The following is a 22,726-nucleotide window of genomic DNA, read 5'->3' on the forward strand; positions in this document are numbered from 1 at the left end:
CTGTCACGCTCACTGCGCGGGAGCCGCCTCAGCGGAAGCTTCCTCGGCAGCAGGCGCCTCAGCCGGCTTCGCGGCGTCCTCGTCGGACACCACGACCAGGCTGATCTTGCCGCGCTGGTCGATGTCGGCGATCTCGACGCGGAGCTTGTCGCCGACCTTGACGACGTCCTCCACCTTCGCGATGCGCTTGCCGTTGCCCAGCTTCGAGATGTGGACGAGGCCGTCCTTGCCGGGCAGCAGCGAGACGAACGCGCCGAACGCGGCCGTCTTCACCACGGTGCCCAGGAAGCGCTCGCCGACCTTCGGCAGCTGCGGGTTCGCGATCGCGTTGATCATGCCGATCGCGGCCTCGGCCGAGGGGCCGTCCGCCGCACCGACGTAGATCGTGCCGTCGTCCTCGATCGAGATGTCGGCACCGGTCTGCTCGGTGATCGAGTTGATCATCTTGCCCTTCGGGCCGATGACCTCGCCGATCTTGTCGGTCGGGATCTTGACCGACGTCACGCGCGGCGCGAAGGCGCTCATCTCGTCCGGCTCGGAGATGGCCTCGGCCATGACCTCCAGGATGGTGTAGCGCGCGTCGCGGGCCTGGCCCAGCGCCTGCGCCAGCACCTCGGACGGGATGCCGTCGAGCTTCGTGTCGAGCTGCAGCGCCGTCACGAACTCCTTGGTGCCCGCGACCTTGAAGTCCATGTCGCCGAACGCGTCCTCGGCACCGAGGATGTCGGTCAGCGCCACGTAGCGGGTCTCGCCGTCGACCTCGTCGGACACGAGGCCCATCGCGATGCCGGAGACCGGGGCCTTCAGCGGGACACCGGCGTTGAGCAGCGACAACGTCGACGCGCAGACCGAGCCCATCGAGGTCGAGCCGTTGGAGCCGAGAGCCTCGGACACCTGGCGGATCGCGTACGGGAACTCGTCGCGCTTCGGGAGCACCGGCATGAGCGCACGCTCGGCCAGTGCGCCGTGGCCGATCTCGCGGCGCTTCGGCGAACCCACGCGGCCGGTCTCACCGGTCGAGTAGGGCGGGAAGTTGTAGTGGTGCAGGTAGCGCTTGTGCGTCTCGGGAGACAGCGAGTCGATCTGCTGCTCCATGCGCAGCATGTTCAGCGTGGTGACACCCAGGATCTGGGTTTCGCCGCGCTCGAACAGCGCCGAACCGTGCGTCCGCGGGATCACGGCCACCTCCGCGCTCAGGTCGCGGATGTCGGTGAGGCCACGGCCGTCGATGCGGACCTTGTCGCGCAGGATCCGCTGCCGCACCAGCTTCTTGGTGAGCGAGCGGAACGCCGCGCCGATCTCCTTCTCGCGGCCCTCGAACTGCTCGGCCAGCTTGTCGAGCGTGGCGGCCTTGATCTCGTCGAGCTTGTCCTCGCGCTCGTGCTTGCCCGCGATGGTCAGCGCCTGCGCGAGCTCGCCGGATGCGGCGGCCTCGACGGCCTCGAACGCGTCGGCCTGGTAGGCCGGGTACGTCGGGTACTCACCGGTCTCCTTGGCGGCGACCTGCGCGAGCTGCGCCTGCGCCTCGCAGAGGACCTTGATGAACGGCTTGGACGCCTCGAGACCGGCGGCCACGACCTCCTCGGTGGGGGCGACAGCGCCCTCGCCGATCAGGTCGATCACGTTCTCGGTGGCCTCCGCCTCGACCATCATGATCGCGACGTCGCCCGACTCGACCACACGACCCGCGACGACCATGTCGAACACGGCCTTCTCGAGCTGCTCGTGGGTCGGGAACGCCACCCACTGGCCCTCGATCAGAGCGACGCGGACGCCACCGATCGGGCCCGAGAACGGCAGGCCGGCGAGCTGCGTCGACGCGGACGCGGCGTTGATCGCCACGACGTCGTACAGGTCGGCCGGGTTCAGGCTCATGACCGTGATGACGACCTGGATCTCGTTGCGCAGACCGTCCACGAAGGACGGGCGCAGCGGACGGTCGATCAGGCGGCAGGTGAGGATGGCGTCCGTGCTCGGACGGCCCTCACGCCGGAAGAACGAGCCGGGGATGCGACCCGCGGCGTACATGCGCTCCTCGACGTCCACCGTGAGGGGGAAGAAGTCGAAGTGCTCCTTGGGCTGCTTCGACGCCGTCGTGGCGGAGAGCAGCATCGTGTCGTCGTCCAGATACGCGACCACGCTTCCGGCGGCCTGACGCGCGAGGCGCCCGGTCTCGAAGCGGATGGTGCGCGAGCCGAACTTGCCGTTGTCGATAACGGCAGTCGCCTCGTGGACCTCGATGTCCGTCATTTACTTGTTACTCCTCGTCTTTCGGACACCGCTACGCGCGTTTTTGACGAGGCCGGTCTTCGATCGAAGTCCCCTGGGGCGTTTCCACCAGGGGGCCACTACCGAGGACCGGCGAAACTTGCTCGCGCGCTGCGGGCCCTGTTTTGTGCCTCTTTCAACCAGGGATCTGTATACACCTGGCTGTACGCCGAGGGGGAGTGACCGGCCGGTCACTCCCCCTCGGCAAGTATCACCTGCGCAGACCGAGGCGCTGAATCAGCGCGCGGTAGCGGTTGATGTCCACCTTGGTCAGGTAGTTCAGCAGACGGCGGCGACGGCCGACCATCAGCAGAAGACCACGGCGGGAGTGGTGGTCGTGCTTGTGCTGCTTCAGGTGCTCCGTGAGGTCGGCGATGCGCTTGCTCAGCAGGGCGACCTGGGCCTCGGTCGAGCCGGTGTCGCTGTCGTGCAGACCGTACTCGGCGAGGATGGACTTCTTCTGCTCCGTGGACAGTGCCACTGGGTGGTTCTCCTACTTGTTCAGGTCCGTGCGGCCCCGCGCCCGCCGAATTGCTGGCCGGGGTAGCCGGTGCTGGCCGCCACGGACCGCAGCCAGACCCAACTGGGAAGGTTATCAGGCACGGCGCTCAGCGGCGCGCTGACGTGCGCAACCCCACCCGAGCCACGGGTGTGTAGACGCCATCGGCGCTGCTCACGAGCACTGCTTCGGACGGCTGCCACGGGCTGCTCTCGAAGGCCGGCATCGGCTGACCCCGGTACCCGTACGCCACCGTCAGGTGCGCCCGCCAATTGTCGTCGGCGCCCGCTGCCCGTGCCAACTGATTTAAGTCGCCGTCGATTCCCGCCCAGAGGATCCTGCCGCGGAAGTCACCGAAGTCCTTCAGCCTCAGCTGCGGGACCTCGTGGCCCTCGAGTGCCGCGAAACGGCCCTCATCTGCGGTTTCGCCGTGGAAGCACAACGTGATGTGCCACTTCTCCGGCTTCGTCCACTCCAGGTCGTGGGTGCGGTCGAGCACGGCCTTCAGCTCGTCGACCACGTGCTGCGGCGGGAAGAGCGCGGTGAAGTACTTCACCTGGAGGCGGCTCGGATGGCCCGCCGGAACAGCTCCGCGATCGCCGGGAAGTCGTCGGACAGCATGTCCGCGGCCTGCTGGAGCTCCGTGCGGTCGGCCACGCGGCGCAGCACCGGGTACGCGACGCTCTCGTCGCCGTTGACCGGCAGCGAGTCGCGCGACACCGTCGGCTTGGACTCGCGCACGTCGTCGAGCGCCCGCTGCAACGCCTCGGGCGCGCCCGTGGCGACGTCCGGCGTGAGGACCTTCCGCTCCAGCATGATCATGCGCGCCAGCACGGCGGGGTTGCCGATCTTGGCGCGACGGCCGCTCATCACCTGGCTGAGCATCGGCGCGCTGATCCCGAGCACGTCCGCGAGCTGGGCCTGCGAAACGTTGAAGGCAACGACCAACCGGCGCACCCGGTCGCCCAAGGGCTCCCCGTACCACTCCCGCTGCAGCGCGAGGTTGCGCTGCACGATCTTGTGGTCCTCCACCTCAGCCTCTCCCGTAGCCCGCACTCCGACCCGCATACTGCCAGCCTGCGGACGCCCCCACGTCCGCTTCGCCCAATCTGACGGTCACGACTCGGTCAGCAGTTCCCTCGTTCGGTCTACGTCTCGGTGCATCTGCTCGAGAAGGGCCTCGACGGAGTCGAACTTGACCATCTCGCGCAGCCGGTCGACGAAGTCCACCGAGACCCGCTGCCCGTAGTAGTCCTCGTCCACGTCCAGCACGAACGCCTCGACCCGCCGCTCCCGCCCGGAGAACGTCGGGTTCGTCCCCACGCTCACCGCGGCCTTGAGCTTCTTCCCCCTGGAGTCGGTGAACCAGCACGCGTAGATACCGTCAGCCGGAACGGCGGCGAACTTCGGCGTCGACAGGTTGGCGGTCGGGAACCCCAGGTCCTTCCCGCGCCCGTCGCCGCGCACGACGATGCCCTCGAGCCGGTGCGGCCGGCCCAGCGCCTCTGCCGCCGCCTTGACGTCCCCGGCGTCGATGCACGCCCGGACGTAGGTCGACGAGTAGGTCACCTCGTCAGCGGACACCAGATCAGCCCCCTCGGTCACGAATCCGAACCGCTGCCCGAGCCGGCGCAGCAGTGCGACGTTACCCGCCGCCTTGTGCCCGAAGGTGAAGTTCTCACCAACGACGACAGCCGCCGCGTGCAGCTTCTCGACCAGCACCTCGTGCACGAACTCGTCCGCGGGCATCCTGCTGGTCTCCAGGCTGAACGGCACCACGACGAAGTGGTCGATGCCGAGCTCCTCGACCAGCTCCGCCCTGCGCCGCAACGTGGTGAGCTGCGCGGGGTGGCTGCCCGGCCGGACCACCTCGGACGGGTGGGGGTCGAAGGTCATCAGCACGCTCGGCAGCCCGCGCTGCTCCGCGAGGGCCACCGCCCGCCCGATGAGGGCCTGGTGACCTTTGTGGACACCGTCGAACACGCCAATCGTCACGACGCAGCGGCCCCAGCCGCCGGGAAGGTGATCTAGTCCGCGCCAGCGTTGCACGGTGATCAGCCTACGTCCGTGACGGGTGCCACTGCGATCGCACTTCGGTTCACCAACCGGTGAGGAAGTCCAGCACGTCGGCGACCAAGTCGTCGTCGTCCTCGCGGGCCTGCGCACGCATATCGAGCATGAGGTCCGTCAGCGCCTTGATCAGGGCGTCGTCCGGCACGCCGGCTTCCCTGCGCGCCACCACGATCGACTCGATCCGGGAGTAGTCGGCATCGTCGTCGAGCACGGCGAGAACCTGACGCCGCAACTCGTCCGGATCGAACTCGGGCATGCGCCGACGCTAACCGGCCGGGCTCAGCACCACCACGGGTTTGCAGGCGTCGCCCTCGTCCTTCGCCAGCGCGATGACGTGCCCGTCCGGGCCGAACACGCCGTAGGTGCCCTCGAACCCGCCCGCGCGCAGCCGTTGCCCGTGCGAGAGGGCCGAGGCCTCCCGCGGGTCGATCTCGCGGCGCGGGAACGCCGTCGCGACCGCGGCGTCCAGGTCCAGTGACAGGCTCGGTGTCTCCTCCAGCTGCTGGAGCGTCTTGGCCACGCGGAGGTCGAACGGGCCGACCCTGGTGCGCCGCAACGCGCCCAGGTGGCCGCCGACGCCCAGAGCCGCGCCGAGGTCGCGGGCCAGCGCGCGCACGTACGTGCCGGAGGAGCACTCGACCATCACGTCGAGCAGAACGTTCTTGTCCTCGCGGCGCGTGAACAGCACGTCGAACCGGTGCACGGTCACGGGCCGTGCGGGGATCTCCACCTGTTCACCGGCGCGCACCCGTGCGTAGGCGCGCTTGCCGTCGATCTTCACCGCGGACACGGCCGACGGCACCTGCTGGATCGGGCCGGTCAGCTTGGCCACCTCGGCGGCGATCGCGTCGTCCTCGACGTGGGAGGCGTCCACAGTGGACAGGACCTCGCCCTCGGCGTCGTCCGTCGTGGTGGACGCGCCGAGCACGATCGTGGCGAGGTAGGCCTTGCTGTCCAGTGCGAGGTGGCCGAGGAGCTTCGTCGCGCGCTCGATGCCGAGCACCAGAACGCCGGTCGCCATCGGGTCGAGCGTGCCGGCGTGCCCGACCTTGCGGGTGCCGAGAATCCTGCGCACACGCGCCACCACGTCGTGCGAAGTCATGCCGTCCGGCTTGTCGACGACGACCAGGCCCGGTGCTACAGAGGTTTTCACGGCGCGAAATCCTAGGCGACGCGCAGAGCGTCCCAGCGACGACGCCGCAACTGCACCGGCACCGTCTCACCACGCTCCTCCGCCGCGAACACCGCCGCACGCGCGCGACGCCACCACACGAGCATCCGCCAGCCACCGAACGCCAGCACGACAACGCAGAAGCTGAGCGCGACGCGGAACGCCGCCTGCGGGCTCAGGACGTTCTCGAGCAGGTCCAGCAACACGCCGACGCCCAGCGCCGCCACGGTCACCGCGAGGAAGCCACCGACGTTGACCAGGCCACTGGCCGTGGACTGACGGTGCGAGGGGTTGTAGTCGCGAGCGAGTGCGAACGCCACGCCCGAGATCGGGCCGCCCACGGTCAGAACGAGGAACACGACAGCAATGACCTGCACGGGCACGTGACCGCCCGGCCACAGCAGCAGCACACCCCACCCGGCGAGCGCGAACGCCAGGAACCAGCCCGCGATCGGCATCCGCCACTCGGGGTTGCGAGAGAACAACGCGCCGACGATCGGACTGGACACGATCGCGCCGATGACCAGCAATCCGAGCGTGGACGACGCCGCCTTGGCCGACATGCCCTGCGCCTGCACGAGGTACGGGTACCCCCACAACAGACCGATCACCGCAGGCGTCGACATCGTGCTGAAGTGCGCCCAGAACCCGAGCCGCGTGCCGGGCACGCTCCACGCCTGCCGCACCTTCGGCCAGATCTGACCGAGCGGCACGGCTTCCGGCTTCGGCGCGGTGAACCCGTCCGGCACGTCGCGCAGCTTGAGGAACGCGATGATCGAGTACCCGGCGGTCACCCCGCCCGCGATGAGGAACGCCCACGTCCATCCGATCGAGCCCAGCATGAGCGTCAACGGCACGGTGGCGACGAGGTTGCCGACACCGCCCAACGCGGCCGTGATGGCGACTACGAGCGAGTACTGCCGTGGCGGGAAGTGCGCGGCCACGATCCGGATCACGCTGATGAACGTCATCGCGTCACCCATGCCCAGCACAGCGCGCGCCGTCAGTCCCAGCGCGTACGAGTCCGCGACGGCGAAGAGCAACTGGCCGGTGCCCATGAGCAACGCGGCGAAGGTGAGGATCTTGCGCGGACCGAACCGGTCCACGAGCAGACCGGTGGGGATCTGCATGAAGGCGTAGACGCCGACCTGCAGCACGGTGAACACACCGAGCTGCGCGGGCCCGAGCCCGAACCGCTCACTCGCCTCCAGCCCGGCGACGCCGAGCGTGGTGCGGTGGAAGACGGCGGCGAAGTAGACGAAAACGGCGGTGGTCCAGATCAGCCACGAGGTACGGGTGGCGCTGCCAAATTCATTTTGGCGGACCGACGGCAAGACGGCACTCTCCCCAGGTCGGAGGCGGGCAGACATTAGTTACATCGCCTAAACAACCTTCTTGGTAACGATTTCATGCCGTGAGGTCGGACACAGCGCCCGATCAGGCGGTCCAGGCCTCACCTGACCGCGCCCTCGACCGCCCACTCACCCGACCGCGTGCGCCACACCACCGCGACCAGCCGCAGCACCATGAACGCCGACAACCCGGTCCAGATCCCGGCCAGCCCCCACCCGAACGCGTACGAGGCCCACACCAGCGGCAGGAACCCGATCACCGCCGACCCGAGCGTCGCCGTCCGCATGAACTTCACGTCGCCCGCACCGAGCAGCACGCCGTCCAACGCGAACACCACGCCCGCGATCGGTTGCAGCGCAACGAAAAACCACCAGGCGTGCGGGATTTCCGCCAGCACGCCCGCGTCCGAGGTGAACGCCTGCGGCAAAACCGTTGCCAGCGCGGCGAAAACCACGCCCAGGCCGATGCCGAAGACCAGGCCGTACCGGGTGACCTGCCACGCGAGTTTCTCGGCCTGCCTGCGGTTCGAAGCACCCAGGGCCGCGCCGACGAGCGACTGGGCCGCGATGGCCAGCGAATCCAGCACCAGCGCGAGGAAGGTCCACAGCTGCAACACGACCTGATGCGCGCCCACGGCCGCGACGGAGGTTCGCGCCGCCACCGATGCCGCGCTGACGAAGCACGCCTGGAACGCCAGGCTCCGCAGCACCAGGTCGCGTCCCATGCCGAGTTGCGCGCGCATGGCGGACCAGTGCGGCGCGAGCGGCACGCGCTCGGCGAAGAGCGCCTTGACGAAGAGCCCGGCCGCGAGGAGCTGGGCGACCACGTTGGCGATGGCGGAACCCTCGAGGCCCCAGCCCGCGCCGTAGACGAGGGCCGGGCAGAGCACCGCGCTGATGCCGTTGCCGATCAGGATGTACTTCAGGGGGCGGCGGGTGTCCTGGACGCCGCGCATCCAGCCGTTGCCCGCCATCGTCACGAGGATGAAGGGCGCGCCGAACAGCGCGATGCGCACCCACTCCACGGCGGCGTCGGCCACGGCGCCATCGCCGGCGAGCACCTCGGCCACCGGCCGCGCGAACAGCTGGCCCAGCAGCACCACCAGCACCCCGGCGGCCAGCGCCAGCCACGTCGCCTGGACGCCCTCCTCCACGGCGTCCGCCCGGCGGCCGGCACCGTGCAGCCTGGCCGTGCGCGCCGTCGTGCCGTAGGACAGGAACGTCAGCTGCGTCGACACCTGCGTGAGCAGCACACCGCCCAGCGCCAGCCCCGCCAGCGGCAGGGCCCCGAGGTGCCCGACCACCGCCGTGTCGACGAGCACGTACAACGGCTCGGCCGCCAGCACCCCCAGGGCGGGCACCGCCAGCCCGATCACCCGCCGCGCGGGAACCCGATCCTCCACAGCCCGAACCTAGGCGGTCGGGAGGCGTGCTCCATCCCTTTAGCGATGGAAGCCACTCACCTCACCGGCCAGCTCCCCGGCACAAGACGCGGCGCCGACCGCCCCAAACACACGGCCACTGCTGACCAAGGCACCAAGCCGCTCACCTCACCAGCCCGCTCCCCGGCACAAGACGCGGCGCCGACCGCCCCCAAACACACGGCCACTGCTGACCAAGGCACCAAACCGCTCACCTCCCCGGCCCGCTTCGCGACCCAGGACGCGGGGCCGACCGCCCCGGAACACGCGGCAAAGGCCGACGACGGCACCAAGCCGCTCACGTCACCGGCCCGCTCCCCAGCACAGGAGCGCGGGGCCGACCGCCCCGAACACGCGGCCACTGATGACCACGGCACCAAGCGATCAGGATTCCCTGGCCCGCTCCCCCGCGCGCTTCCTCGTACGCGAGAGGTGCGGTAACAGCGTTTCAGGACATTCTTCACCCGGTCGAGCTACCTACGCCCGCTGCGGCAGACCGAACACCCGCTCCCGTGCCACCGCCAGAGCCGAGTGCAGGGCTCCCGAGCGCACGGGGTTGGCCGTGATCTGCGCGAGCTGCACCGGGGTGCGCGGCACCACCAGCTTGCGCAGTTCCGCCGACACCAGATCGCACAACGTCTCGCCGCCGGCCTGCGCCACCCCGCCCGAGAGCAGCACCAGTTCCGGATCGAGCACACACACCACGTTCGCCAGACCCAGAGCAATCCTACGAGCGAGGTCTGACAGGAACTCGCGCCCTCCGGTCCCCGCGGTCAGGGCGTGCGCGACGGCCTCCAGACCGGACTCGGCGGAGATGCCGTGAGTCGCGGCCAGCGCCACGATCGCATCGCTGTCCACCTGGTCGCCGTAGCGCCCGCCGGGGACCTGCATGGAGTCGATCTCACCGGCACCGCCCGTGACACCGCGCAGCAGCACGCCGTTGACGACGACCGCCGAGCCGATCTCGTCGGCTGGCCAGAAGAGCACGAAGTTCCGCACGCCCACGGCCTTGCCGGAGCTCATCTCCTCCAGCGCGGCGAGGTTGATGTCGTTCTCGATCGACACCGACGTTCCCAGCAGCTCGCGCAGGGTCGCGGGCAGGTCGACGTCCACCAGCCCCGGCAGGTGCGGCGCAAAGCCGAGGTGACCCGACGCGGGATCCACCGCGCCCGGCGTGCCGACGACGACGTGGGACAGCGAGTCCAGGCGCAGTCCTGCCAGGGCCGCCGCCTTCTGCACGGTCTCGCGGAACGCCTGCAGCGTGTTCTCCTTGGGCATCGGCGCGCTGTGCTCCGACAGCAGCGAGCCCGTGATGTCCGCGATGGCCACGTCGATCAGGTCCGGCGACAACGCCACCGCCGCCACGTGCCCGACGCCGCCGTTGACGGCCCACATCTGCGCGCGCGGACCGCGGCCACCGCCGCGCAGGCCCGTGCGGACGACCATGCCGTCCTCTTCCAGGCGCGCCAGCAACTGCGCCGTCGCGGGCTTGGAGAGGCCGATGACCTCCTCCAGCTCTGCCCGCGTCATCGCGCCGCTGCGCAGCAACGTCTCGATGGCCGCCCGGTCGTTGATCTCCCGCAGCAGCCGCGGGCTTCCTGTCCGTGTCATGACCCCACCCGCTCCAACGCGCCCTTGAGCGCCGCGACGACCTGCTCCGCGGCCCCGTCGAACGTGAACCCGGCCGCCAGCCGGTGCCCACCACCGCCGAGCACCTGCGCCACCTCACGCACGTCGACCTGACCGACGGCCCGCAGCGAGACCGACCAGTACCCAGGTCGCAACTCCTTCAGCACGGCCGCCACCTCAGCCTCGGACGCGGAGCGCACGACGTCGATCACGCTCTCCACCTCCTCGCTGCGCACGTCCCGCGCGTCGTCCATCCCCACGACCGCGTGCACGAGCCCGAGCCCGCCCGCGGCACGTTCGTCCAGCTCGGCCTTGGCCAGCACTCGCGACAGCATGCCCAGGTACGCGAACGGATGCGCGTCCATCAACGGCCTCGTCACGCTGTACGCGTCCACTCCGGTCTGCAGCAACCGAGCCGCCGTCTCGTGCGCCGCGGGCCCTGCCTTGCGAAAGCCCCCCGTGTCGGTGACGAGCCCGGCGTAGATGCACCGCGCGATCGGTTCGTCGACCTCGACGCCCATCTCGTCGAGCACCCTGAGCGCGATCAGCGCCGTGGCCTCCGCGTGCTCGTCGATGCAGTGCAACGTTCCGTACCGCGTGTTCGACACGTGGTGGTCGATGACGATGACGGGTCCCTTCGCCCGCTCGACCCTGGAAGCGAGCGGCCCCAGCCGCTGCAGGCTTCCGGTGTCCATCACCACGAGCAGCTCGGGCTCCTCCGGCACCTCGTCGCGGTGCACCAGCAGCCCGGCCGTGTCCAGCGCCTTCAACGACTCCGGCACGATCTCCGGCTCACCGAACGCCACGCGCACCGCTGCTCCGCGCCGGTGCAGCGCGAGCCCCACCGCCAACGCGCTCCCGAGCGTGTCCGCGTCGGGGTTGATGTGACTCAGCAGGGTCACATCATGGGCGTCGGCCAGTAACCGCGCGGCCTCGGCAATGGTGGTGCTCAGGTCGTCTGCCACAGGGAGACGTTAGCTGTTCAGGGTCTCAATGCGCCGCAGGGCACCCACGGACAAGACCATTTCCACCCCCGGAAGGGACGCGCGGTCGAGCTGCGGGAGCTCTCTCAGTCGTCGTCCTCGTCCTCACGAGGTGCCTTGTACGGGTCCGCCTCGCCGGCGGGCTGAGCCCCCGCAGCCAGTCGCGCCACCTCGGCGTCCGCCGCCTGGGCGCGAGCCAGCAGCTCGTCCATCTTCCGAGCCGCGTCCGGCACGGTGTCGGTCATGAACGTCAGCGTCGGCGTGAACCGGACGCCGGTCTGCTGTCCGACCATGGACCGCAGCACGCCCTTGGCCTTCTCCAGAGCCGCGGCGGCCCCGGCGAAATCGGGCTCGGAATCCAGACGCTCACCAAGAACCGTGTAGTAAACGGTCGCGTCGTGCAGATCCCCGGTCACCTTCGTGTCGGTGATGGTGACCCTGGCCAGACGCGGATCCTTCACCTCGTGCTCCAGTGCGGAAGCGACGATCTGAGAGATCCGCTTGGCGAGCTTGCGGGCACGTGCCGTGTCGGCCACGAGCCTCCCCTTCCTAGTCGTCCTCCGGCCCGACGAGACGCGTGCGGGTCCGAAGGCAATAAGCACAGTGCGGTTCCAGCCCGGCCGGCAGTCAGTCGTCCTCGGGCCCGACCAACCTGGTGCGTGCTGAAAGCAGTTCCAGTTCAGGACGTCCGGCGACCAGCCTTTCACAGCTGGCCAGCACGTCCCTGACGTGCTCCAAGTCGGCGGCGACCGCCGCCACGCCGATCAGACTGCGTCGGTGCAGGTCGAGATGACCGGTCTCGGACACAGCGACCTCGAAACGCTTGCGCAGCTCCGCCACCACAGGGCGAACCACCGAGCGCTTTTCCTTCAACGAGTGGACGTCGCCCAAGAGCACGTCCAGTTCCAGAGCCCCCACGTACATGGGAAAGATCCTCCAGAGAAAAGAGGTGCGGAGCCACCGGATAAATGGCTCCGCACCCCCCATCAGACCGCTCAGGCGCGCGGCTTCTCGCGCATCTCGTAGGTCTCGATGATGTCCTCGAGCTTGAGGTCGCTGTAGTTGCCGAGCGTGAGACCACACTCGAAACCTTCGCGGACCTCCGTGGCGTCGTCCTTGAACCGCTTGAGCGAGCTGATCGGGAGGTTCTCCGCGATCACCTTGCCGTCACGGATGAGGCGCGCCTTGGCGTTGCGGCGGATCTCGCCCGACAGGACCATGCAACCCGCGATCGTGCCGACCTTGGAGGACTTGAAGACGTCGCGGATCTCGGCGCGGCCGAGCTGGACCTCTTCGTACTCCGGCTTGAGGAGACCCTTGAGGGCCGCCTCGATCTCGTCGATCGCCTGGTAGATGACCGTGTAGTAGCGGACGTCGACGCCCTCGCGGTTCGCGAGCTCGGTCGCCTTGCCCTCGGCCCGGACGTTGAAGCCCAGGACGATGGCGGAACCGGCCACGGCGAGGTTGATGTCGCCTTCGGTGATGCCACCGACACCGCGGTGGATCACGCGCAGCTCGACGTCGTCGCCGACCTCGATCTTCATGAGCGCGTCCTCGAGGGCCTCGACGGTACCCGAGTTGTCACCCTTGATGATCAAGGTGAGCTGGCTGGTTTCCTTCAGCGCGGCGTCCAGGTCCTCGAGGCTGACGCGCTTGCGCTTGGCGGCGTTCTGCGCGTTGCGAGTGCGGGCCTGGCGACGCTCGGCGATCTGCCGTGCGACGCGGTCCTCCTCGACCACGAGGAACGTGTCGCCGGCGCGCGGCACCGACGTCAGACCGATGACCTGCACCGGACGCGACGGGAGGGCGTCGTGGACGTCCTCGCCGTGCTCGTCCACCATGCGGCGGACGCGGCCGTAGGCGTCGCCCGCGACGATCGAGTCGCCGACGCGGAGCGTGCCTCGCTGGACCAGCACCGTGGCGACCGGACCTCGACCGCGGTCGAGGTGCGCCTCGATCGCGACACCCTGGGCCTCCATGTCCGGGTTGGCCCGGAGGTCCAGCGACGCGTCGGCGGTCAACAGGATGGCCTCGAGGAGACCGTCGATGTTGATGCCCTGCTTCGCGGAGATGTCGACGAACATCGTGTCGCCGCCGTACTCCTCGGCGACCAGGCCGTACTCGGTCAGCTGCTGGCGGATCTTGGAGGGGTTCGCACCCTCCTTGTCGATCTTGTTCACCGCGACCACGATCGGCGCCTCGGCAGCCTGCGCGTGGTTGATCGCCTCGACCGTCTGCGGCATCACGCCGTCGTCGGCGGCGACGACGATGACCGCGATGTCGGTCGAGTTCGCACCACGGGCACGCATGGCGGTGAACGCCTCGTGACCGGGGGTGTCGATGAACGTGATCAGACGCGGGTTGCCCTCGAGCTCGGTCCGCACCTGGTACGCACCGATGTGCTGGGTGATGCCACCGGCCTCGCCCTCGTGCACCTTCGCCTTGCGGATGGTGTCGAGGAGTCGCGTCTTACCGTGGTCGACGTGACCCATGACGGTCACGACCGGCGGGCGAACCTGCAGGTCGTCCTCGTCACCGGCGTCCTCGCCGTAGGTGATGTCGAACGTCTCGAGCAGCTCGCGGTCCTCCTCCTCGGGGGACACGACCTGCACGACGTAGTTCATCTCGGAGCCGAGCAGCTCCAGGATCTCGTCGGACACCGACTGGGTCGCCGTGACCATCTCGCCCAGGTGGAAGAGCACCTGCACGAGCGACGCCGGGTTGGCGTTGATCTTGTCGGCGAAGTCGGTCAGCGAGGCACCGCGCGGCAGGCGGATCGTCTCGCCACTGCCCTTGGGCAGGCGGACGCCACCGACCGAAGGCGCCTGCATGTTGTCCATGTACTCCTGGCGCTTCTGCCGCTTCGACTTGCGGCCACGACGCGCCGGACCACCCGGACGACCGAAGGCACCAGCGGTTCCGCCGCGACCAGCGCCGCCGCCACCGCCACCGGGACGACCGCGGAAACCGCCGCCACCACCGGCAGGGGCGCCGCCACCGGCACCGCCACCACCGCCGGGACGGAAGCCGCCGCCACCGCCACCGCCGCCACCGGGACGGAAGCCGCCACCGCCGCCTCCGCCGCCACCGCCGCGGAAGCCACCGCCACCGCCGCCGCCACCGCGGAAGCCGCCACCGCCGCCGCCACCACCGGGACGACCGCCGCCGCCACCGGGACGGCCACCGCCGCCACCGGGACCAGGACGGTTACCACCGGCCGGACGACCAGGCATCATGCCGGGGTTCGGGCGAGGAGGCATGTTGCCCGGGTTCGGGCGAGGACCGCCCTGACCAGGCGCGGACGGACGCGGGCCGCCCTGCGCGGCAGCCGGGCGAGGACCACCCTGACCGGGCGCGCCACCGGGACGCGGGGCCGGACGCGGGTCGCCGGGCTTCGGGCCGGACGGACGGTCGCCGCCGGACTCAGGACGCGGGCCGGGACGAGGTCCAGGACGCGGCGCGGGAGCGTTGCCGCCACCCACGCCGAAGGGGTTGTTGCCAGGACGCGGCGCACGCGGACCCGCGGGCTTGGGAGCCTGCGGGCGCGGGGGCACCACGGACGGGGTCGAGCCGGCGGACGCGGCCGGAGCCTGCGGCTGCTGACCCTGCTGCGGGGCACGCTCCTGCGGAGCCGGGCGCGGGCCCGGACGCGGACCACCCGGCTTGGGGCCGGGAGCCGGAGCAGCCTTGGGCGCGGCCGGTGCCGGTGCGGCGGCGGCCGGAGCCTGGGGCTGCTGTGCGGGTGCGGGTGCGGCCGGAGCCTGCGCGGCCGGAGCGGCGGGCGCGGGCTTGGGGGCCGCGGGACGCGGAGCCGGGGGCTTCGGGCCGGGGACGGCCTTCGGCGCAGCGGGAGCCGCGGGCTTGCTGTCAGAGGTGGCTGCCGGCTTCGGCTCCGCCGGGGCGGCGGGCGCTGCGGCAGCAACGGGTGCCGGAGCCTTCGGCTTCGGCGCGGACGGCTTGGGAGCCGCCGGCTTCGGCTTGGCTTCGGTCTTGACGTAGGCGTCACGAAGCCGCCGGGCCACGGGGGCCTCGACGGTGGAGGACGCGGACTTCACGTACTCGCCCTGTTCGGCGAGCTTGTTGAGAACTTCCTTGCTCGTAACACCGAGCTCTTTCGCGAGCTCGTGCACGCGGGCCTTGCCTGCCACTGCTCTCCTTGGTCGTGAGGCCGGCGGGCAAGTCCCATCGACCTCGTCTTAACGTCGCGCGTTCATGTCTTCAGCTTCACGGCTGACTCATGACGGGTCGACCTGCTTCCTTGTTTCCTGCTGGCTCCGGGGCTGTCCCGGGGCCTTGTTCCCGTGCTGCTCCAAGTGCTCGCGCAACAAAGCGACGTCGAGTGCTCCCTGGACCCGGAGGGCCCGCGAGAACGCCCGTCGCCGCTCGGCGTTGCGCAGACATTCGAGATCGAAATGCAACCAAGCACCCCGACCAGGAAGTCGCCTGCGGAGGTCCGGAACCACCGAACCGTCCACCGCGACCACACGCAGCAGCTCAGACGGCAACGTACGGGTGCGGCATCCAATGCACGTGCGAACAGGGCCGATCTGCTGGGTGACCGAACCCGACGTTGAACCGTTGATAAGTCTATCCCCTGGAGCTCATTCGGCCGAACTGGATGTGACTGCTCCGGCAGCCGGGGACTCCGCATCGCTGCGGATGTCGATGCGCCAGCCGGTCAGGCGGGCGGCCAGGCGGGCGTTCTGCCCCTCCTTGCCGATCGCCAGCGACAGCTGGAAGTCCGGCACCACGACACGGGCCGTCTTGGCACGCTCGTCGAGCACCCGCACTGACACAACCTTCGCAGGTGACAAAGCATTCCCGACGAAAGTGGCCGGGTCGTCCGAGTAGTCGATGATGTCGATCTTCTCGCCGCCGAGCTCGTGCATCACGTTGCGCACGCGGGCGCCCATCGGGCCGATGCAGGCGCCCTTGGCGTTCACTCCGGCAACCGTTGATTTCACCGCGATCTTCGAACGGTGACCTGCCTCACGTGCCACCGCGGGGATCTCCACGGTGCCGTCCGCGATCTCCGGAACCTCGAGGGCGAACAGCCGCCGCACGAGGTTCGGGTGCGTGCGCGAGAGAGCGATCTGCGGTCCGCGCGCGCCGCGGGACACGCTCACCACGTAGCACTTGATGCGCTCGCCGTGGTTGTACTGCTCGCCGGGAACCTGCTCGGCCGGCGGCAGCACGCCCTCGGTGTCACCGACCTGGACGACGACCATGCCGCGGGCGTTCGCGCGCGCGTCGCGCTGCACGACACCGGCGATGATCTCGCCCTCCTTGGCGGCGAACTCGCCGAAGGTGCGCTCGTGCTCGGCGTCGCGCAGGCGCTGCAGGATGACCTGGCGCGCGGTGGTGGCGGCGATGCGGCCGAAGCCCTCCGGAGTGTCGTCCCACTCCTCCTGCACGGTGCCGTCCGGCCCCAGCTCCTGCGCGAGCACGCGCACGACCCCGGTCTTGCGGTCGATCTCCACCCGCGAGTGCGAGTGGTGCCCTTCGGTGTGCTTGTAGGCGGTCAGCAGCGCTGACTCGATCGCCTCCAGGACCGTCTCGAAGGGGATGTCCTTTTCACGTTCGATCGCCCTCAGGGCGGCGATGTCGACGTTCACCTCGGCTCCTCCTTCGGTGCTTTCCGAGTGAGCCGAGCCAGTTCTTCGACCGGCGGCTGCTTGAACTCGATCTCCATGACCGCGCGTTCGATGTGGCGGTACTCCACGCGCTTCAGCTCGCCCTGGTGCAGCAGCTCGACACCGGTCTCGTCGCACTCGCCGACCCGGCCGAACCACTCGACCTGCTCGGGCTGCTTGATCTTCACGAGACGCAGGTGCGCGCGCTTCCAGTGGCGCGGGCGGGTGAGCGGGCGGTCGACACCCGGCGAGGTGACCTCGAGGGTGTACGGCCCGTTGATCAGGTGGTCGTGCGCGTCGAGCGCGGCGGAGACCACGCGGCTCGCCTCGGCGACCTCGTCGAGCCCGATGCCGTCCTCGCCGTCCACGACGACCTTGACCAGACGGCGGCGCCCAGCCTGATTCACGTCGAGCGCGTCGAGGTCGAAGCCGACGGCTTCGAGAGCTTCCCGCACAACGGGTGCTAGCTGCGCGGCAAGCTCTCCGCGCGGCGGGCTGGACACGTGGTGTCTCCTTGTCGTTCGAACGCATGAAAACCCCGGCCGACGCAGTTCCGGCGGCCGTGGTCGCCAAGACTATCTCTTTTGCCCGCCTGCCACCGACTCGCAGGGCGGCTGGCAATATGGGTTCGCGTGATCTCCGAATCGGTCAGCCGCCGCCGCGTGCTGTTCGCGGTGGCCGCCGCACCGCTCGCCGTTGCGTGCACCACAGAACCACCCGCACCGCCGCCGCCCGACCCGTTGTCGGCGCTCGCGGCCCAGGCACGGGCGGACGTCGCGCTGGCCCAGACGCTGACGTCGGTGCCGGCGGCCGCGGAGATCGCCAAGGCCCGCGAGACGCACGCCCGGCTGCTGCAGGCAGAGATCGACCGGGAACGGCCGCCGCTGTCCTCGACGGCCCCGCCCGCTCCCACCACCCCGCCGACGCCACCGGACCCGGTGGCGGCACTGCGCACCGCTCTCGACGACGCCGTGCGCGACGCGTCGGCCGTCGTTCCCAAGCTGCCCGCCTACCGCGCCGGCCTCGTCGGTTCGGTGGCCGCGGGCTGCGCTTCGCTGCGGGAGGTGCTCGCGTGAGCGTGGACGCCGTTCAGACCGCTCTCGGAACCGAGTACGCGGCGTTGTGGACCTACGGCATGGTGTCGGCGTTCCTGGGCAACCAGGCCAATGCCGTCGCGGAGGGTGCCAACGCGCACCGGGCGCGCCGCGACACCACCGAGCGGTGGCTGCGGGACAAAGGCGCGACGCCGAACCCGCCCGCCGCCGCCTACCTGCCGCCCGCACCCGTGTCGGACGGGCCGTCCGCGCTCGCGGCGCTCGTCGCCGTCGAGCAGGACACCTGCGCGGCGTGGCGCGGCGTTCTGGAACGCACCGACGACGCGGCGCTGCGGACGACGGCGCTGGAGGCGCTGACGACGGCGGCCGTCCGCGCGACGCGGTGGCGCAAGGCGGCCGGAACCACCCCGGCGTCGATCGCGATGCCGGGCGTGGCCTCCGGCTGACGCACACGCTCCCCGCGTGCGGTCAGCCGGCGAACGACGACGCGAGCCTGATCGCGTCCGCGGAGACCTTCTTCATCTCCTTGTTGTGCGTGAGCGCGTCGGGGCTCTTGACCGGCGAGTCCGACTCGACGATCACGACCACCTGGTCGCGTTGCTCGGAGGCGTACCCGCCGTTGGCCAGCGTGGTCAGCGGCGGCACGCTGATGGCCTTGTCCAGGACCAGGTCCTTGACGTTGCCGGTGCCGTCCTTCTGGGTCAGCTCGCGCAACCGCTTGGCCTCGTCCGCCGACCGCATCTTCACCACGGACACCGACGAGTACACGGTCCTGCCGTCGGGCAGCTTGGCCGTGTAGAACGCCCGCGTCAGCTGCAGGCACGGCGTGGTCTTGAAGAACGCCTGCGTCTGCCCGCTCGCGTGGGCCGCGCAGTCGCTGTCCTTCACCGGCTCCGGCAGCTGCGGCACGGTGGTGAACTCGAACTCCCCCGCGGTCTTCTGCGGCTGCGCCACGGGCTCGTCCACCGGGTCCGACGGCTGCAACACCCACCACACGAACCCCGACACCACCGCGACGCCGACGAGCGCCAGCGCCCTGCCCACCCACGTCGCCCTGCGCGTCGGAGGAGGCGGCTGCGGGGGCAGCTGCCCCTGGCGGCTTTCCATGATCGACTGAAGCTTCATCAGCTCGTCGGCCGGGTAGAGCGGCGCGGTGTCGGTGGGCCTCGGTGGGAAGCGAGGCAGGTTCTGGGTCACCTCTTCAGGCGACTGGCGTGGTTCCGACACAAGGACCCACGGTAACGGACGGCGGTCAGCCAAGCGCTTTGAGCACCCGATCGATGTCCTCGACCGTGTTGTAGAGGTGACAGGCGAACCGCGTCCTACCTGCGCGAACCGACGACACGACGCCTGAAACGTGGGGTACGTCTACTGAGACGATGGCCGAACCGTTGGGCGTGAGGCCCAGTCCGGTCATGAGGTGATCCGTCAGATTCACGCAGTGCGCGCGCACGGCCTCCAGGTCAAGCGTGGCGATCCACGGCAGCGCCACCGCCGCACCGACGTGCGCGAACCACGTCGGCGAGAGGTCGAACCGCCGTGCGTCCGGACGGAGCACCAGCCTGGTGCCGTAGTTCTCCTCGGTGCTGTACCAGTTGGCCGCCAGCGGCCGGAGGGACTCCAGCCGGTCGGGCCGCACCGCCATCCACGCCGCGCCGCGCGGTGACATCAGCCACTTGTAGGCGACGCCGACGACGAAATCGGCCCACGCCAACGACAACGGCATCCACCCGGCGGCCTGCGAGACGTCCAGCAGCACCGGTTTGCCGCTCGCCCGCAACGCGTCGAGGTCCGCGACCGCGCCGTCCGCCGACTGGACCACGCTCACCGCGACGAGATCCGCTTCGTCCACCGTGGACACGATCTGGTGCCCGGCGGCGACGAACGGCAGCGTGACGCTGGTGAACTCGCCGTCCTGCAGGAAGACCTTCGACCCCGCGGGCAACGCCTGCGCGACCAGCGACACGAACTGCGAGACCGTGGCGCCGCACGCGACCGACGTCGCGGGCACCCCGATCAACCGGCCGAACGCCTCACGCGAGATCTCGACGACCTCGTTGAAGGACGACGACGTGTCCTGGCCGCGGCGCCACCGTTCGTGCGCGGCCGCGACCGCGTCGGCGACGTGCCGCGGGGGCACACCGATGGACGCCGTGTTGAGGTAACCGGGCTCGACGTCGAAAACCGCCCCGAACGCCTCACGCACGGGCGAGCTGCTTGCCGCGCTTGCGTCGCGCGTAGACCTGCTTCCGCACCTTCGCGATCACGGTTCCATCCTGCCCGACGACGTCCGTGTCGAACCAGACCAGAGCCTTCTCACCGGACGCGGTCTGGTCCAGCACCTGCTCGACGTGCTCGTCGGTCAGCCGGAACTCGGCGTACACGGTGCCGCGGCCGGGCGCGACGAACTCGATCTCGCCGGCCTGGTCCCACACCACGTGCTCGCCGCCGAGCTGGTGGAACAGCAGCAACACCCAGAACGGGTCGGTCATCGCGAACAGCGAACCGCCGAAGTGGGTGCCGAAGAAGTTCCGGTTCCACGGGCGCAGACGCATCTTGACGCGCGCGTACCGGTAGTCCGGCGAGATCTCGACGACGCGGATGCCGGCGAACAGGAACGGCGGCCACAGGTTCATCCCCAGGCGCAGGCGGCTTGCCTTCATAAAAAACAGTGTTACACAACTTTCCGCGATGAAGGCGTGTGATGCCTCTCTTCAATCACCTGATCTGCGACGACCACTCCAGTCCGGCGGCTCGTCGCCCACGAACTACCGTCGCGCCTACACCGCCTGAAGGGACCACATGGGCACCAACCGCGAAAAGATGATCAACGGCGAGCCCTATCTCTCGATGGATTCCGCGCTGGAGGAGGACCGGCAGCGGGCCCAGCGCCTGATGAACCGCTACAACGCCTCCGAACCGGGCGACTACGAGGGCATGCGGGCGCTGCTCTCGGACTTCGTCGCGGAGATCGGTGAGAACACGGTTCTGTTGCCACGCCTGCAGATCGAGTACGGCTACAACACGCGCATCGGCTCGAACAGCTTCATGAACTACGACGGCATCATCCTCGACTGCGGACCGGTCACCATCGGCGACAACGTGATGATGGGTCCGCGCGTGCAGCTGCTGACGGCGTTGCACCCGATCGAGGACCACGAGGCGCGGATCGCGGGCTGGGAGACGACCGCGCCGATCGTCATCGGCGACAGGGTGTGGCTCGGCGGCGGCGTCATCGTGTGCCCCGGCGTGACGATCGGCAACAACACGGTGGTCGGCGCGGGCAGTGTCGTGACCCGGGATTTGCCTGATCACGTGCTCGCGGTCGGCAACCCCGCCAGGATCGTTCGTAAGATCTGAGGCCATGCGCAGCGAGGAGATCCAGGTCCGCACCGGTTCGGAGGAGGTCGTCCACGACCTCACACGCGAGTGCGAGCGGTTCCTCGACGGCGAGAACGGCGACGGCCTGCTGCACGTGTGGGTGCCGCACGCGACCGCCGGTGTCGCCATCATCGAGACGGGCGCGGGCAGCGACGACGACCTGCTGACCGCGTTGGAACGCATCCTGCCCCGCGACGTGAAGTGGCGGCACCGGCACGGCACCCCCGGTCACGGCCGTGACCACGTGATGCCCGCGCTGGTGCCGCCGTACGCGACGATCCCGGTGCTAGGCGGTGTGCTGGCGCTCGGCACGTGGCAGTCGATCTGCCTGGTCGACACCAACGTCGACAATCCCGTCCGGACGGTCCGCCTGAGCTTTCTCGCCGGCTAGCAGCAGCACGAGCCCGGCGAGCGCGATCCCGGCGAACACCCACCACTCGGTGCTGATGGAGCCGTCGTACATCAGGCTGCGCAGGCCCTCGGCGGAGAAGCGGAACGGCGTCCACGACCACAGGACCGCGCGATAGGCCGGGTTGAGCAGTTCCGGCACCTGACCCGCCACCGCGGGTGCCATCAGGTACAGCACGCCGAGGACGCCCATCGCGCGGATGCCCAGGTGCTTGAACAGCCCTGCCTGCAGCAGCGCGAACGACACCGCGACGGTGAGCAGGAAGGCGAGCGCGGTCGCGCTGAACGTGACGCCCCACCACGCGAGCAGCCCCGTCACGGAACCGACGACCAGCACGGCCGTCGTGAGCGACGAGAGCAGCCGGAACCGGCGGCCCTTCAGCACCACGAACAGCAGTCCGGCGATCATTCCGCCGACCCACAGCAGTGCCGACGCGGCCAGCGGCGCCGTGCGTTCGGCCGCGGACACGGCCTGCGTGTCGACCTTGACCGGCAGCCCAGCGCCCTGCGCGACACCGGTGAGCACCTGCTGGGCGACCTGCGTGCCGGACGGGTTGATCGCGGGGTTGAGCCGGATCGTCGCCTGACCGGGTGAGATCTCCAGGATCCCGTAGACCTCCTTGTCCGCCAGCAGAGTCCTGGCTTCGGCCGCCTCCACGACCCTGATGTCGACCTCGGACGAGTCGGCGGCTCTGACGCGTTCCGCGATCGGCGGAGGCGCCACCACGGCGAGCGGGACGTCGTGCGGGTGCACGGTCGCCTGCACGCCGAAAGTCAGCAGTCCCAGGAGAAACGCCACCACCGCGCCTGCGACGGCGGTGACCAGCGCGGTGCGCATCACTGACCTCCGTTT

The 22,726-nt window shown here is 69.8% G+C and carries 25 protein-coding genes; 4 read left to right on the forward strand and 21 right to left on the reverse strand.

What is annotated here, in order from left to right; translation table 11 throughout:
- Positions 1-9: 9 nt before the first annotated feature.
- From IEZ09_RS15915 to rimP, 17 genes are all read right to left on the reverse strand, one after another.
- On the reverse strand, positions 10-2,250 hold the full coding sequence (locus tag IEZ09_RS15915; protein WP_189254462.1) for a polyribonucleotide nucleotidyltransferase: 2,241 nt from the start codon (positions 2,248-2,250) through the stop codon (positions 10-12).
- A 229-nt stretch (positions 2,251-2,479) separates the two neighbouring features.
- Complete coding sequence (gene rpsO / locus IEZ09_RS15920; protein WP_189254463.1) at positions 2,480-2,749, reverse strand: 30S ribosomal protein S15; 270 nt, start codon at positions 2,747-2,749, stop codon at positions 2,480-2,482.
- A gap of 127 nt (positions 2,750-2,876) precedes the next feature.
- Positions 2,877-3,323 (reverse strand): 2'-5' RNA ligase family protein, encoded by a 447-nt coding sequence (locus IEZ09_RS15925; RefSeq protein ID WP_189254464.1) that lies wholly within the window; start codon positions 3,321-3,323, stop codon positions 2,877-2,879.
- Positions 3,320-3,799 (reverse strand): helix-turn-helix domain-containing protein, encoded by a 480-nt coding sequence (locus IEZ09_RS15930; RefSeq protein WP_189254465.1) that lies wholly within the window; start codon positions 3,797-3,799, stop codon positions 3,320-3,322. The genes IEZ09_RS15925 and IEZ09_RS15930 overlap by 4 nt, the downstream gene beginning before the upstream one ends.
- Positions 3,800-3,883: 84 nt before the next feature.
- Positions 3,884-4,816 carry a bifunctional riboflavin kinase/FAD synthetase gene (locus IEZ09_RS15935; RefSeq protein ID WP_189254466.1) on the reverse strand — a complete coding sequence of 311 codons (933 nt, stop codon included), beginning with the start codon at positions 4,814-4,816 and terminating at the stop codon, positions 3,884-3,886.
- A 49-nt stretch (positions 4,817-4,865) separates the two neighbouring features.
- Positions 4,866-5,096, reverse strand: a complete 231-nt coding sequence (locus tag IEZ09_RS15940) for a hypothetical protein (protein ID WP_189254467.1) — start codon at positions 5,094-5,096, stop codon at positions 4,866-4,868.
- Positions 5,097-5,105: 9 nt separating this feature from the next.
- Positions 5,106-5,993 (reverse strand): tRNA pseudouridine(55) synthase TruB, encoded by an 888-nt coding sequence (gene truB / locus IEZ09_RS15945; RefSeq protein WP_189254468.1) that lies wholly within the window; start codon positions 5,991-5,993, stop codon positions 5,106-5,108.
- Between the two features lie 11 nt (positions 5,994-6,004).
- Positions 6,005-7,345, reverse strand: coding sequence for an MFS transporter (locus IEZ09_RS15950; protein WP_229812593.1), 1,341 nt, complete (start codon positions 7,343-7,345; stop codon positions 6,005-6,007).
- Positions 7,346-7,464: 119 nt separating this feature from the next.
- Positions 7,465-8,766 (reverse strand): MATE family efflux transporter, encoded by a 1,302-nt coding sequence (locus IEZ09_RS15955; protein WP_189254470.1) that lies wholly within the window; start codon positions 8,764-8,766, stop codon positions 7,465-7,467.
- 495 nt (positions 8,767-9,261) lie between these two features.
- The gene (locus IEZ09_RS15960) at positions 9,262-10,395 is read right to left on the reverse strand and encodes an ROK family transcriptional regulator (RefSeq protein ID WP_189254471.1); all 1,134 of its coding nucleotides are present in this window, start codon (positions 10,393-10,395) and stop codon (positions 9,262-9,264) included.
- Positions 10,392-11,378 carry a DHH family phosphoesterase gene (locus IEZ09_RS15965; RefSeq protein ID WP_189254472.1) on the reverse strand — a complete coding sequence of 329 codons (987 nt, stop codon included), beginning with the start codon at positions 11,376-11,378 and terminating at the stop codon, positions 10,392-10,394. The genes IEZ09_RS15960 and IEZ09_RS15965 overlap by 4 nt, the downstream gene beginning before the upstream one ends.
- A gap of 104 nt (positions 11,379-11,482) precedes the next feature.
- Positions 11,483-11,932 (reverse strand): 30S ribosome-binding factor RbfA, encoded by a 450-nt coding sequence (gene rbfA, locus IEZ09_RS15970; RefSeq protein ID WP_189254473.1) that lies wholly within the window; start codon positions 11,930-11,932, stop codon positions 11,483-11,485.
- Positions 11,933-12,023: 91 nt separating this feature from the next.
- The gene (locus tag IEZ09_RS15975; protein ID WP_189254474.1) at positions 12,024-12,320 is read right to left on the reverse strand and encodes a DUF503 domain-containing protein; all 297 of its coding nucleotides are present in this window, start codon (positions 12,318-12,320) and stop codon (positions 12,024-12,026) included.
- Positions 12,321-12,391: 71 nt separating this feature from the next.
- Positions 12,392-15,544 carry a translation initiation factor IF-2 gene (infB, locus tag IEZ09_RS15980; RefSeq protein WP_189254475.1) on the reverse strand — a complete coding sequence of 1,051 codons (3,153 nt, stop codon included), beginning with the start codon at positions 15,542-15,544 and terminating at the stop codon, positions 12,392-12,394.
- Positions 15,545-15,631: 87 nt separating this feature from the next.
- A complete protein-coding gene (locus IEZ09_RS15985) occupies positions 15,632-15,880 on the reverse strand; it encodes a YlxR family protein (RefSeq protein WP_308427929.1) in 249 nt (82 codons plus the stop codon).
- A 117-nt stretch (positions 15,881-15,997) separates the two neighbouring features.
- Positions 15,998-17,011 (reverse strand): transcription termination factor NusA, encoded by a 1,014-nt coding sequence (gene nusA, locus IEZ09_RS15990; protein WP_189254476.1) that lies wholly within the window; start codon positions 17,009-17,011, stop codon positions 15,998-16,000.
- Entirely contained in the window at positions 17,008-17,532 is a 525-nt protein-coding gene (gene rimP / locus IEZ09_RS15995) for a ribosome maturation factor RimP (protein ID WP_189254477.1), read from the reverse strand. Before rimP ends, nusA begins: the two co-directional genes overlap by 4 nt.
- 129 nt (positions 17,533-17,661) lie before the next feature.
- Between rimP and IEZ09_RS16000 the strand changes: the two genes are divergently transcribed.
- Positions 17,662-18,105 carry a hypothetical protein gene (locus tag IEZ09_RS16000; protein ID WP_229812594.1) on the forward strand — a complete coding sequence of 148 codons (444 nt, stop codon included), beginning with the start codon at positions 17,662-17,664 and terminating at the stop codon, positions 18,103-18,105.
- Complete coding sequence (locus IEZ09_RS16005) at positions 18,102-18,530, forward strand: ferritin-like domain-containing protein (RefSeq protein WP_229812595.1); 429 nt, start codon at positions 18,102-18,104, stop codon at positions 18,528-18,530. Before IEZ09_RS16000 ends, IEZ09_RS16005 begins: the two co-directional genes overlap by 4 nt.
- Before the next feature lie 22 nt (positions 18,531-18,552).
- Here IEZ09_RS16005 and IEZ09_RS16010 read toward each other — a convergent pair whose 3' ends face one another.
- From IEZ09_RS16010 to IEZ09_RS16020, 3 genes are read right to left on the reverse strand one after another with little or no spacing between them, the layout of a single operon-like run.
- Positions 18,553-19,281: a hypothetical protein gene (locus IEZ09_RS16010; protein ID WP_189254478.1), complete on the reverse strand. Its 729-nt coding sequence runs from the start codon at positions 19,279-19,281 to the stop codon at positions 18,553-18,555.
- A 55-nt stretch (positions 19,282-19,336) separates the two neighbouring features.
- Positions 19,337-20,290, reverse strand: coding sequence for an aminotransferase class V-fold PLP-dependent enzyme (locus tag IEZ09_RS16015; protein ID WP_189254479.1), 954 nt, complete (start codon positions 20,288-20,290; stop codon positions 19,337-19,339).
- Positions 20,283-20,747, reverse strand: a complete 465-nt coding sequence (locus IEZ09_RS16020; RefSeq protein WP_189254480.1) for a DUF4442 domain-containing protein — start codon at positions 20,745-20,747, stop codon at positions 20,283-20,285. The genes IEZ09_RS16015 and IEZ09_RS16020 overlap by 8 nt, the downstream gene beginning before the upstream one ends.
- A 139-nt stretch (positions 20,748-20,886) precedes the next feature.
- Between IEZ09_RS16020 and IEZ09_RS16025 the strand changes: the two genes are divergently transcribed.
- A complete protein-coding gene (locus IEZ09_RS16025; RefSeq protein WP_189254481.1) occupies positions 20,887-21,444 on the forward strand; it encodes a sugar O-acetyltransferase in 558 nt (185 codons plus the stop codon).
- A 4-nt stretch (positions 21,445-21,448) separates the two neighbouring features.
- Entirely contained in the window at positions 21,449-21,856 is a 408-nt protein-coding gene (locus IEZ09_RS16030; protein WP_189254482.1) for a YjbQ family protein, read from the forward strand.
- On the opposite strand, the gene IEZ09_RS16035 is transcribed toward IEZ09_RS16030, so the two are convergent.
- Positions 21,752-22,711: a YhgE/Pip domain-containing protein gene (locus IEZ09_RS16035; protein ID WP_229812596.1), complete on the reverse strand. Its 960-nt coding sequence runs from the start codon at positions 22,709-22,711 to the stop codon at positions 21,752-21,754. The two genes, IEZ09_RS16030 and IEZ09_RS16035, sit on opposite strands and share 105 nt — an antisense overlap.
- Between the last annotated feature and the right edge of the window lie 15 nt (positions 22,712-22,726).

The organism is Lentzea flava (assembly GCF_014648475.1).
Classification (GTDB): domain Bacteria; phylum Actinomycetota; class Actinomycetes; order Mycobacteriales; family Pseudonocardiaceae; genus Lentzea; species Lentzea flava.